The organism is Anabaena azotica FACHB-119, from assembly GCF_014697625.1.
Classification (GTDB): Bacteria; Cyanobacteriota; Cyanobacteriia; order Cyanobacteriales; family Nostocaceae; genus Trichormus; species Trichormus azoticus_A.
Genome location: NZ_JACJSG010000048.1, coordinates 25,710 through 37,958, shown reverse-complemented (window position 1 = coordinate 37,958; position 12,249 = coordinate 25,710). Strand labels below are relative to the sequence as shown.

Here is a 12,249-nt window from a genome sequence, read left to right as displayed (position 1 = left end):
CAGAATATTTAAAAAATCAAAATATATAACTTCAACTTTCTTCTTTTGCGTTCTTTTTTGCGTCTCTGCGCCTTTGCGTGAGCTTTAAATAATATATTTACCTATACCAAAGTAATTATAAAACAAGTATATTCTATTAACACCATATAATACTTATGGTGGACAATGCCCACCCTACAAATTCACACCAAACAACTATTAATAGTCGCTACAACAGACTGAGAAAGCGTATCCAAATCGTAACCCCCCTCCAAACCAAATAAGATTTTACGAGTTATTCCCAAACAATAATTAGTAAATAAACCATAATCCTGTGGTTGTAGATTAACACTGGCTAAAGGGTCATCAGCATTAGCATCATAACCTGCACTAACTATCAACAAATCAGGTTGAAACTCAGTTAAAAACGGGACTACCTTTTTCTCCCAAAAAGGCTGATATACAGAAATATCACTACCGGGTGGGATGGGTACATTTAAGACATTATTATGAAAACCCCGTTCTGTGCTTCTACCCGTACCAGGATAACAGGGGTATTGATGGAGAGAACAGTAAGCAATTTGCGGGTTAGTTTCCACGATCGCCTGCGTACCGTTACCATGATGTACATCCCAATCAATGATAGCCACGCGGTTAATTCCCGGCTGTTCTAAGGCATAATAAGCTGCGATCGCCGCATTAGAAAATAGACAAAATCCCATTCCCGTATCACCTTCAGCATGGTGTCCAGGTGGACGCGCCAGCACAAAAGCCGGATTTTCTGTCTCTAACACAGTATTAATCCCATCCAACCAAGCACTCACCGCCAATAAAGCCACATCATAGCTGCGAGGCGAAACAGGTGTATCCCCATCCAAATAACCACCGCCAGTAGTCGCAATTTCTTTAACTTTATTAACATAGTTTGGACTATGAACCTTGACCAAAAGCTGCATTACCGATGAGTTTTCCAATGCTGCTGTAGGTTCACGCCATGCGATTTTTTCAGCAAAAGCCGCCTCTTTTAAAGCATGAACAATTGCTGTTAAACGTTCTGGTCTTTCTGGGTGGTAGTTTCCAGTTTTGTGATCTAGAAACTCATCGGAATAGATAACTGGGAACATGGCGACAGGCTGTCACGAAGATACTGAATGTCATTGTATCTTCTGTTGGGGAGTTAATCAGTTATCAGTTATCAGTTATCAGTTGTTTTTCACTGTTCACTGACATACCTACTCAGCACTCAGCACTCATCTTTTGAGAAACCTGTCATTTCGTCGGTTGGTTCATCCAGCATTTCTGGGACTAAAGCTTGATTTCCCCGCTTTTCATCTGGTGACTGTTCACGAATTACATCGTCCATTTTTGGCGGATGTTTTATCATATCCAAAACTTCTGGACTTAAAGGCGCACCTTCAGGATTCATCTTCTCAGCTTGGCTAGGAACAGTTTCTTTATTCATGACTCTTACCCTCAACACATAGGCACTAGCTTAAACTTTGATGCTATGAGCCATACACTATCGCGGGGCTTATAAGTCACTAGTCATTAGTTATTCTTCCTCATCTCCCCCCACTCCCCAGAATTACCAAAGAGCATTACCATAAATAAATATCAAGATTCCGTAACATTTGCGCCATTCATTAGGAAATCAGCAGTGCTACCAAATAACCGCGATCGCACAGACCAATCTCAACGCTGGAAGTTTTTCCAACTTTTTGGACTAGCAAGGCGTAACCCTCTGGTGATTTCCCGGTGGGTTTTACGCTGGGTAGTGGTAGGGACTGTATGTGGTTTGTTTGCTGGTTTGTACTGGAATATTCTGGAACTTCTACTTCACCAACTAGAAAAATTTACGGGTGTCAGTCTGCTAATAGTGATGCCCATAGCTGGGTTAATTATTGGCTTGGTTATCCATTTTTTAGGGAATCCTGGGGAAATTGCTGTAATTGTTGATAATATCCATTTTCGTGGCGGGCGGTTGGATGCAGGCAAAAATCCCTCGATGATTCTGGCTTCTTTAGTAAGTATTGCGGCTGGGGGTAGTGCAGGCCCAGAAGCCCCATTAGTACAGGTAACAGGTTCTTTTGGTACTTGGGTAGGCGATCGCTTACGTCTCCAAGGCGAAGACCTCAGATCCATGAGTTTAGCAGCAATGGCGGCTGGTTTTACTGCTTTATTTGGTGCGCCTTTGGGTGGGGCGATGTTTGCTCTAGAAATTCTCCACCATCAGCATATCGTAGAATACTATGAAGCCTTAATGCCAGCTATTGTCGCTAGTTGTGCTAGTTATCTAGTATTTGCCTTCATCACCCGCTTAGGAATTGCGCCCACTTGGCATTTTCCCCAGTACACCCTAGATAACATCGATGATTTTGCTTTAGCCATTCTGTTTGGTATTATCGGGGCGATCGCCGCATGGATTTTCATGGCGATTTTTCGTGGCTGTCACCGACTCTTAGCGATGCTTCCTGGCCCTATATATATTCGCACCACAATAGCAGGATTGGGTTTAGGCACAATAGCAGTTTTCTTACCCCTCACCCGCTATTTTGGACATGAAGAATTAGAGTCAGTTTTAAGCAGCAACTTTCCTGCTGTTTTCCTGTTGGTTTTAGCCTTGGGTAAGATGGCATCTATCAGTATAACAGTCACCGGAGGCTGGCGAGGTGGGTTCATTATTCCCTTATTTTTCACTGGCGCTTGTATAGGTAAAGCAGTCGCAATTTTAATTCCAGGGCTGAATCCCGCACTGGCTATGATTTGTACAATGGCAGCTATTAATGCAGCCGTGACGCGCACACCAATCAGTACAACTTTATTGTTATCAAAATTGACTAATTTTACTCCTTTTACACCAATTCTTTTTGCTAGTTTAATCGGCTTCTTTTTAGCACCAAAAGCTCCTTTAATTGCCTCCCAACTCAAGACACAGCAATCTCTTGAAGAAATCCTGGAATAAATTTTACAAATAAAAATTAAAATTATTTTTTATTTGTAATAAAACAATGCTGTTTAACTAAAATAACAAGAAGATTTTTGTCTAGACATAAGGGTTACATACCCCGGCAGACACAAGGAATATTGTGTTAGAATTGTATCAAAATATGGCAATTATTCAGAAGAAATTTTGCGTAACTTTGCGCTCTGCTAAGTGCAAAGGCTAAAATCTAATTTTTTTGGAGTTTTTTAGGCTATGACAACCTCACAGGAGAGGATTATCCCGACGGATCTGCGGAACGAAATGTCCCGGTCTTATCTGGAATACGCCATGAGTGTGATAGTAGGTAGGGCGCTACCAGATGCCAGGGATGGTCTAAAACCTGTGCATCGTCGCATCCTCTACGCCATGCACGAGTTAGGGTTAACCCACGATCGCCCATTTAGAAAATGCGCCCGTGTAGTAGGGGAAGTGTTGGGTAAATACCACCCCCACGGCGACACAGCCGTGTATGATGCCTTGGTGCGGATGGCGCAGGATTTTTCCATGCGATCGCCCCTGATTAACGGACATGGTAACTTTGGTTCTGTAGACAACGATCCCCCGGCGGCGATGCGTTATACAGAATGTCGCTTGCAAGCCTTAACCAGCGCCGCCTTACTGCAAGATATCGAATCGGAAACCGTAGACTTTGCTGATAACTTCGATGGTTCCCAACAAGAACCCACAGTTCTGCCATCCCGCATCCCCCAGTTACTGCTGAATGGTTCTTCGGGGATCGCCGTAGGGATGGCGACCAACATCCCGCCCCATAACTTGGGAGAATTGATTGATGGGTTGATCGCAGTAATTCACAATCCAGAAATCACCGACCTCCAGTTAATGCAGTACATCCCAGGCCCGGACTTCCCCACAGGCGCACAAATCCTGGGAACGGCAGCAATTAAAGAAGCCTACACCACCGGACGCGGTTCTATCACCATGCGCGGTGTCGCCAACATTGAAACAATCGAACATCGGGGAAGACCAGATAGAGAAGCCATTATTGTTACCGAATTACCATATCAAACCAACAAAGCGGCGTTAATTGAGAAAATAGCCGAGTTGGTGAATGAGAAACGGATAGAAGGGATTGCAGACATCCGGGATGAAAGCGATCGCGACGGTATGAGAATCGTGATCGAACTCAAGCGCGACGCTTACCCCCGCGTAGTTCTCAACAACCTCTACAAGCAAACGCCCATACAAGCCAACTTTGGGGCAAATATGCTGGCGTTGGTGAACGGTGAACCGCAAATTCTCACCCTCAAACAATTCCTCGAAGTCTTCCTCGACTTCCGCATCGAATCAATTACCAGACGTACCCGCTACGAACTGCGGAAAGCCGAAGAACGGGATCATCTCCTGCAAGGTTTGTTAATTGCCCTATCACATCTAGATGCAATTATCAACTTAATTCGCGGTGCTTCCGATACACCCACAGCCAAAGGTGAATTAATCACCACCTATATGCTTTCTGAAGTCCAAGCTGATGCAATATTGCAGATGCAGTTGCGACGGTTAACAGCCTTAGAAGCAGACAAAATCCGCCAAGAACACGAGGACTTACAAACCCAAATAGCCGACTTACAAGATATCTTAGCAAGGCGGGAACGTATCCTCGAAATCATCGAAACCGAAATCACCGACATCAAGACCCGCTTCGCCACACCCCGCCGCACAGTCATTACCCACGCCGAAGGAGAAATTGACGATCGCGACCTCATCGCCAACGAAAAAGCGATCATCCTCCTAACAGAACAAGGCTACATCAAACGGATGCCCGTCAATACCTTTGAAGCCCAAAGCCGGGCCACCAGAGGTAAAGCCGCAGCTAAAGTTAAAGATGATGATACCGTAGAGCATTTCTTGACTTGTTGCGACCATGACAGCGTACTATTTTTTAGCGATCGCGGAGTCGTCTACTGTCTCAAAGCCTATCAAATCCCCGTCGGTTCCCGCACCAGTCGCGGAACACCCATCGTCCAACTGCTACCAATTCCCAAAGAGGAAAAAATTACCTCAATTGTCCCCGTAGACGAGTTTAGCAGCGACGAATATCTCGTCATGCTCACCAAAGGCGGCAACATCAAGAAAACAGAACTAGCAGCCTTCAGTAACATCCGCGCCAACGGCTTAATCGCCATCTCCCTAGAAGAAGGCGATCAACTCCGGTGGGTACGTCGCGCCAGAGTCGAGGATAGCGTCATAGTTGGTTCTCGCTTAGGTATGGCAATTCACTTTAGATGTAACCATGAACAACTCCGTCCTCTAGGTAGGGCAACCCGTGGGGTGAAATCCATGAAACTGAAAACAGGTGATGAACTTGTAGGCATGGATATTTTACCAGCAGCAATTCTCGATACTTTAAATACAGAGGAAGTCGAAGATATCGAAACCGAAGATATCGAAACCACCGAAGAAACCGCAGAAGTACCAGAAAACGGCAGCATCGGCCCTTGGGTATTAGTCATCACAATGGGAGGATATGGTAAGCGAGTTCCCGTCGGACAATTCCGCCTGCAAAATCGTGCCGGTCAAGGTTTAATGGCGACCAAATTTAAGAACCGCAAAACCAAAGACCAACTAGCCACCTTGGGTATCGTCAACAACGATAACGAAATCATGATGGTAACAAATCGTGGCATCATTATTCGTCAAGCCGTAAATGCCATTTCCATCCAATCGCGATCGGCCACAGGTGTCAGAGTCCAACGCTTGGATGAAGACGATGCCATTACCGGAGTAGCCATAGTTCCCCCCGACACAGGTGATGCCGCAGAAGTTGAATAAACAGCAGGGAGAGAGGCTAATCTCCCTCCTCCCTCTCCTAATTTCCCTAATTAGCGGCGTATTCATGGGGCTAACCGTAGCCCCTTTCAACGCCTGGTTTCTAGCTTGGATAGCCCTAATCCCCCTCTGGGTATTAGTAGTCTCCCGCAAACGCAAAAACAAATCCCACTCTCCCCCATCTCCCCTACTCGGCCTAGCCTGGGGTATCGGCTACCACGGCGTAGCCCTATTTTGGATTACTGGTATCCATCCTATGGACTGGTTAGGTGTACCTTGGTGGCCGAGTTTGGCGATCGCCACCTTTTGTTGGTCATTCATTAGCCTCTACGGTGGCTTGTTTGTTGCCATCTGGGCAGCTTGCTTAACCCGTCTCACCGAACAAAAATCCTGGTTGCGTATCCTCATTGCTACCGCTATCTGGTGTGCCTTAGAAAGCCTGTGGAGTGCCGGGCCTTTGTGGTGGAGTTCCCTAGCTTACACCCAATCGCCACACAACCTAGTAATTTTACACCTGGGGCAAATCTCCGGGCCTAATCTGGTCACAGCAGCGATCGTCAGTATCAACGGTATAATTGCTGAAGGCTGGTTAAGTCGCAAACAGGGGTTAATCAGTAAATATTTAGCAATAGCCACCGTATTATTAATTACCCTACATCTCATAGGCTTTTATTTATACAATGCCCCCATCGCCCAACCCCCAGACACAGCCTTAAAAGTAGGCATTGTTCAGGGCAATATTCCCAACAAAATTAAACTCCTTCCCCAAGGCTTGCGACTTGCCATTACAGGGTACACAGAGGGATATTTAACATTAGTCAATCAAGGTGTAAATGCAGTTCTCACTCCAGAAGGCGCATTACCATTTTTCCAGCGTGACTTACCCACAACCCCCCTACTCTCAGCAGTGCGAGAAAAGGGTGTGGTTGCTTGGGTAGGTGCTTTTGGTGAAAGAGGACGTAGTTATACAAACAGCTTATTTACCGTCAACAGCCAAGGTGAAATTACCAGTCGCTACGATAAATCCAAGCTAGTACCTTTAGGCGAATATATTCCCTTTGAAGAAATTATTGGCGGTTTGATTCAGCGTTTGTCACCCCTAGACGAACATCAAGTTCATGGCTTACCCAATCAAATCTTTGACACCCCATTTGGTAAAGCAATTGTCGGGATTTGTTACGAGTCAGCCTTCCCGGAAGTATTTCGCCGTCAAACTGCTACAGGTGGGCAATTTATTCTCAGTTCTTCCAACGATGCTCATTACAGTTCGCCCATGCCCTTCCAGCATCACGCCCAAGATATCATGCGGGCAATTGAGAATGATAAATGGTCAGTCAGGGCAACAAATACAGGATATTCAGCTTTTGTTGATCCCCACGGCAAAACCTTGTGGATATCAGGATACAACACTTACGAAACCCATGCAGAAACAATCTACCGCCGCCAGACAAAAACTTTATACGTGCGTTGGGGCGATTGGTTTACGCCTTTATTGTTAGGGTTAAGTGTCTTGGGTAAATTCGTAATTCGCAATTAAGACTAGGTGAGTAGAGGGTAACAAAACTTACTGCCAATCTTTACCAACTATACCATACTGGATGGCGATTAAGATCGCCTAGACGCTTATCCCCATAAATGAATCTAGGGGCTTGCGCGTCATTGATTTTCCGTCAGTCTTTATGCTGCTGGAGGCTCTTCCTCTAACCTCTAATATCATGTCCGCCTAATTAGTTGTAATTCGGTGCATCTGTGCAAAAAGGTGAAAACTCTTTCTCCCCCTGCCCCCTTGCAGTCTTAATGATAAGTCTTTTACCGGACACGATATAATGGCAAGGTTGATCGCAGATATCTGCCTGTACCAAAGGATAATCTGACTCATTACGAAGAGTTGGTAGCACCACGCACCCCTACCGAAGCAATTATTGCTGACATCTCTGCTTTAGTTCTAGGTCTGCAACAGGTAGGAATCCATAATAAGGGACTTCCAATTAAAAAAACAGGACTTACGCAACTGGCACATGGGGTAGGGTGCGTCAGATGTGGAAAATCCACAGAATGTGTACGAAATTATTGGGGCTGACGCACCCTACAGTTAGTTTGATTATGACCGAAGAAAGGCAGGGGGAAAGACAGTTGCCTTGAGGCAGAGAAATTGCATAGTTTATTTTCTGGAAGTCCCTAACTTTTTTGAACGTGGTTTGGGAGTTTGTGTTTGATATCAAGAGGAGAAGCCTTAAATCAGCTTATTCAAATATTAATAACATCTTGTTATCTTGATTTTTCCTCTATCTATAGAGGATTTAAAAGTAAAGTTTTTTAGTTATCACCGATACAAAAATATTTATCTTTTAACTTTGATGTTGGCAGAAAAATCTAGATCAGCTTAATGTCCAGTATGGATAAAAATAGGCTCACATCAAACCTACGCCTACTTTCAGTTTATTATCAGCGTTTATTTTCTCAGCAAGTAGCAATTATTTACCTATTGGTAGATACCTCTTGGTTGTATTGTTGAGAGTATAAAGACTGACCCTAGATATAGTGTCTACAAATTGAAGATAAAACTACTGACAGAGAAAATGTTGAACCTAGCGACGGACAATAGCTGATTGTTAAGGAGGTAAAACGTTAGATAACCCGTATTACACAAATACGTGAAAAACAATGGTTACAAGCGTTTTGGCAGCACCTAAGTTTAGTGAAAGTCAAGAAGTAAAATTTATCGGTGGTACAGGCATAGTCAAAAGTTGCCGACTAGAGTCAAACAACTGGTTTTATCTGGTAGTAATGCCTATGAAACTAGAGCCAAAAATAGATAGAATCGGCTATGAAACCATGATTTGGTTATCTGAAGCATAAGTATATTCGCTATTAGATAATCTTTAATCAATTACTAATTGAAAGGCGGAAAGAGCAAATTGAGTCATCTCCTTTATACTCCTTCCCTACATTAATTACTCTGAGGTTTGGTAGGTATGTTATTCATTAATAATAAATATTTTGCAATTAAAATAAATTCTAAATATAAAATTAGATTACTATGCTTTCTGCTTAATACTGACAGTATTGCTATTAGCAGCCACTAGGATAGACCTAGCAATACATGAATTAGACATAGAGCGATTTCATCTTTGGACGAGTATTGCTCTGCTCATTATGAGCTTACCAAGAATGTTAAGTTAAAAATAACAATCTCAACAACCATTGTAGTAGAATCAAGTTTTTCCATTACACTTAATCAAATAAGTATTGTTGAAAATGCTTGACCAATCTTCTAGATCAAAAAGTGTTATTGACCCACCCGAACTACAACAAAGCTTTATCACCTCATCATCAAGAACAACTAAAGTGAATCTAGAATTATTGACCGAACGTACAGAAGCATTGCACAAAGATTTAGCGTCTTTATATCAGACTGCTAGTGTACTGCCTTGGATTAGCCCAGAGTTGTTGCCGCAAGCTCTTCAAGAACTAGTTAGCTCTGCTAGAATGGCACAGTTAGCAATGGAAGAACTGCGTCTGCAAAATGAAGAATTAATACAAACACAAAATTTATTAGAAGCAGAACGTGAAAAATACCAAAATCTATTCGACTTAGCACCAGATAGTTATTTAGTAACTAATGCAGAAGGTGTAATTCAACAAGCAAACGAGGCGGCGGCTAAATTACTCAATATTTCAAAACAATTCCTGTTGGGCAAAGCTATAATTAACTTTGTCCCACTCCAAGAGCGTCAACACTTTCGCACTCAACTTAACCAATTATCGTACTCAGATACAACACAAGAGTTAGTTGTTTGTTTGCAGCAACGTCATGGTGAGTCATGGAATGCAGCCTTGACAGTCAAAGTTATCCGTAATCAGCAGGGTAAACCAAAATCTCTATACTGGCTAGTGCGTAAAATCATAGAACAAGAGCAAACCAAACCAATCACTATTCAGAGTGAGAGTGACATTACCCAAGGTCGTCCTGTACATAAATATTCTAAAGGAGAAGATATTTGTCTGGACTCACAAGTAATATGGTGTGTTCATCAGGGAGTGGTCAAACTCAGCACCTTCGGTGAAACGGGCGAAGAAGTTTTGATAGGCTTGGCTAAAACTGGTATGGTTTTTGGCTCTAGTATGACTGGATTAGATGTTTACCAAGCAACAGCTCTGTGTGATGTTGAAGTAGTATCCTTTGATCAAGCAGAAATAGCCGCTTCATTAACATTAAATCATAGCCTGCTACAAAAAATTAATCAGAGGTTACAGCAGACAGAATGTTTACTTGCGAATTGTGGAAAGCTTCATGTACAAGAGCGTTTGCACAGTTTATTGCAACTTTTGCAACAAGAAATCGGGGAGCCTGTACCACAAGGAACTCGCCTAAGTGTTCGTTTGACACATGAAGATATTGCTAGTGCCTGCTGTACTACCAGAGTTACAATCACAAGATTGATGGGCAGATTAGAGAAACTAGGTTTAATCAGTTTTGATGGCAAAAATCACATTATCTTGAAAAATACACTTGCTATATAAGGGTTAGAAAATGTGCTAGTTAGGAGTTAACTAAACCGTATTCTTAATTTTTGTTGGATAAATGTTTAATCCTCATTTTGCAATGCCTGAATATTCAAAATTACGCCTGATGTGAATTAACGTGAGTTCGATGAACCTCTCCCTCCCAACCTCCCTCTCTCTAGAAAAGTTCTGAACGGAGGAAGCCTCGCCAGAGACTTTTCGCTCCTACGAGGAGAGGGAGGAGAAACGAAAAAATCACCCTCTTACTCCCCTCTCCTCGTAGGAGAGGGGTTGGGGGTGAGGTCAAAACAACGCTGGTCGAACTCAGGTTGAATTAGAAAAACCTTGATTATCCAAACAATAGCCTATGCCGGGAGCTAATGAGACTCGGTAGGGGCGGGTTCACCGGGATCATCGTTAATTGTTGATGATATTTGATTAACCCGCCCCTACAAATGTCTAGCCAATTACAAGATTTTAATTCACATTAGACGTAAATTACTATGTAGTAGCGATCGCTTGGCAAAATATTTAATGCAAGCATTTTGGGTAGGGACTAGGAGCAACACTTTTTTCTCCAGAAACACAGGGGTGTAAGGGTTTGAAAATTTACACCCTTATACCCCTACAGCCTTACCCAAACCCTCACTCACTCATCACCGAAGCGCAAGATTGGGCTTCTTGCCAGAGTTTATGCAGGAAAAACTCGGTGCGATCGCTCATCGTAGTCACAAACACACCATCAGCCTCCTCAGAACCATCTGACAGCCAAGAACCGCGCAAAGTGACTTCCATATACTCAGCATCACAAATAGCTAAGTCAATGATGCCACCGTCAGCGCGTCTAGCTTCAGTCTTCAGTGCTTCTACTCCTGGTAAATTTACGGGGAGCAAAAAGGAAGCGGTACTAGGTTGAACACACAAGTTTTGACCTACTCTGAGCGAGAAAATTACTCGTTGCGTCACCCATTCCTCTAAAGACAGGGTGAGACATTCCAAATAAAAGCTGTTTTCCGTGTAAGTTAATTTCAGCATTCCTTATGCTCTCCTGTTATTCCAGGTTTGCTTGCACATCTATCCAAAACTGAGCGCCTTGATTCAATCCAAAAGCAACGGCTGGGTGAATTGGGGCTTTAGGTTTAGTACGCAACTGCATACCAGCTTCCACCGGAGTTCTGTCTCCCTTACGAGAATTACATCGCTCACAAGCCGCAACCACGTTATCCCAACTGTGGGAACCACCCCTAGAACGGGGAATTACGTGATCTAAAGTCAGTCGCTTCTTGCTACCGCAATATTGGCAACTGTGATGATCTCGTCGCAAGATTTCCCGCCGATTCACAGGCGGAACTTTCCATGTCCTCTCAATAGAAGCTATCTTCAAGCGAATATGTTTTGGTACATCAACTACCAAGCTGGGTGAATGAACTCGCCACCCATTTTCTGTATAACCGACTAATGGTTCCGCTTTGTTTGTTAGTAACAGCACAATCGCCCGTTTAATATTGACTCGACACAGTGGCAAGTAATTTTGCGAAAATACCACCACAGATTGCTCTAACACTGGCATTGTGATAGCCACATCTCACTCCTTAATAAAAAACCCCCGCTTCTGGTTTGGGTGAAGCGGGGGTAAGAAACAGACCGTGATTTTTGGTCTTATTTTGGTACAGCATATCTCTGTCTGTACCTCCCGCTTCTGGTATCTAGTTGTGGTTTAGCATTCAGTTGATCAATGCTGACATAAATAAATTCATGATTTCCCTCTGCGATTTGCCTGCGATCGCCAAAGCCTGGTCGGAGACCATCGCGGCTACCATTGCCCATAAATAAATACTCCACTCCCACAGAGCCTGATTCCCAACTAAATCGGCAGTTGGTTGCAAGCAAGGAAGTAGAGATGGAGATGGGGTAAATGGATATCACAGAAAATTTCACCTATTGAACATTTCTTTAAACATACTACACTTGTATTACTATCCTGTCTATACTTT

General features: G+C 43.4%; 10 protein-coding genes. 5 read left to right on the top strand and 5 right to left on the bottom strand.

Annotated elements, in window-relative coordinates:
- Positions 1-182: 182 nt before the first annotated feature.
- Both H6G83_RS27510 and H6G83_RS27505 read right to left on the bottom strand, forming a co-directional pair.
- A complete protein-coding gene (locus H6G83_RS27510) occupies positions 183-1,103 on the bottom strand; it encodes a histone deacetylase family protein (RefSeq protein WP_190477967.1) in 921 nt (306 codons plus the stop codon).
- Between the two features lie 119 nt (positions 1,104-1,222).
- On the bottom strand, positions 1,223-1,441 hold the full coding sequence (locus H6G83_RS27505) for a hypothetical protein (RefSeq protein WP_190477964.1): 219 nt from the start codon (positions 1,439-1,441) through the stop codon (positions 1,223-1,225).
- Positions 1,442-1,636: 195 nt separating this feature from the next.
- Here H6G83_RS27505 and H6G83_RS27500 point away from each other — a divergent pair, with 195 nt between their 5' ends.
- The 5 genes from H6G83_RS27500 to H6G83_RS27480 all read left to right on the top strand — a co-directional run bounded on the left by H6G83_RS27500 (position 1,637) and on the right by H6G83_RS27480 (position 10,273).
- Complete coding sequence (locus H6G83_RS27500) at positions 1,637-2,941, top strand: chloride channel protein (RefSeq protein ID WP_190477962.1); 1,305 nt, start codon at positions 1,637-1,639, stop codon at positions 2,939-2,941.
- Positions 2,942-3,175: 234 nt separating this feature from the next.
- A complete protein-coding gene (gene gyrA / locus H6G83_RS27495; protein WP_190477959.1) occupies positions 3,176-5,752 on the top strand; it encodes a DNA topoisomerase (ATP-hydrolyzing) subunit A in 2,577 nt (858 codons plus the stop codon).
- Positions 5,733-7,286 carry an apolipoprotein N-acyltransferase gene (lnt, locus tag H6G83_RS27490; RefSeq protein ID WP_190477957.1) on the top strand — a complete coding sequence of 518 codons (1,554 nt, stop codon included), beginning with the start codon at positions 5,733-5,735 and terminating at the stop codon, positions 7,284-7,286. The genes gyrA and lnt overlap by 20 nt, the downstream gene beginning before the upstream one ends.
- Positions 7,287-8,413: 1,127 nt before the next feature.
- Positions 8,414-8,608 carry a hypothetical protein gene (locus tag H6G83_RS27485; RefSeq protein WP_190477954.1) on the top strand — a complete coding sequence of 65 codons (195 nt, stop codon included), beginning with the start codon at positions 8,414-8,416 and terminating at the stop codon, positions 8,606-8,608.
- Positions 8,609-9,097: 489 nt separating this feature from the next.
- Positions 9,098-10,273: a helix-turn-helix domain-containing protein gene (locus H6G83_RS27480; protein WP_190478010.1), complete on the top strand. Its 1,176-nt coding sequence runs from the start codon at positions 9,098-9,100 to the stop codon at positions 10,271-10,273.
- Positions 10,274-10,900: 627 nt separating this feature from the next.
- Here the strand turns inward: H6G83_RS27480 and H6G83_RS27475 are convergent.
- The 3 genes from H6G83_RS27475 to H6G83_RS27465 form a co-directional block, all read right to left on the bottom strand.
- Positions 10,901-11,290, bottom strand: a complete 390-nt coding sequence (locus tag H6G83_RS27475) for an alr0857 family protein (protein WP_190477952.1) — start codon at positions 11,288-11,290, stop codon at positions 10,901-10,903.
- A 16-nt stretch (positions 11,291-11,306) separates the two neighbouring features.
- Entirely contained in the window at positions 11,307-11,825 is a 519-nt protein-coding gene (locus tag H6G83_RS27470) for an HNH endonuclease (protein WP_190478009.1), read from the bottom strand.
- An 89-nt stretch (positions 11,826-11,914) separates the two neighbouring features.
- Positions 11,915-12,193, bottom strand: a complete 279-nt coding sequence (locus tag H6G83_RS27465) for a hypothetical protein (protein ID WP_190477950.1) — start codon at positions 12,191-12,193, stop codon at positions 11,915-11,917.
- Between the last annotated feature and the right edge of the window lie 56 nt (positions 12,194-12,249).

Coding starts and splice junctions, on each gene's coding strand:
- H6G83_RS27485 (WP_190477954.1), top strand. CDS start 8,414: ATGGTTACAAGCGTTTTGGCAGCACCTAAGTTTAGTGAAAGTCAAGAA.
- H6G83_RS27510 (WP_190477967.1), bottom strand. CDS start 1,103: ATGTTCCCAGTTATCTATTCCGATGAGTTTCTAGATCACAAAACTGGA.
- lnt (WP_190477957.1), top strand. CDS start 5,733: ATGCCGCAGAAGTTGAATAAACAGCAGGGAGAGAGGCTAATCTCCCTC.
- gyrA (WP_190477959.1), top strand. CDS start 3,176: ATGACAACCTCACAGGAGAGGATTATCCCGACGGATCTGCGGAACGAA.
- H6G83_RS27505 (WP_190477964.1), bottom strand. CDS start 1,441: ATGAATAAAGAAACTGTTCCTAGCCAAGCTGAGAAGATGAATCCTGAA.
- H6G83_RS27475 (WP_190477952.1), bottom strand. CDS start 11,290: ATGCTGAAATTAACTTACACGGAAAACAGCTTTTATTTGGAATGTCTC.
- H6G83_RS27470 (WP_190478009.1), bottom strand. CDS start 11,825: ATGCCAGTGTTAGAGCAATCTGTGGTGGTATTTTCGCAAAATTACTTG.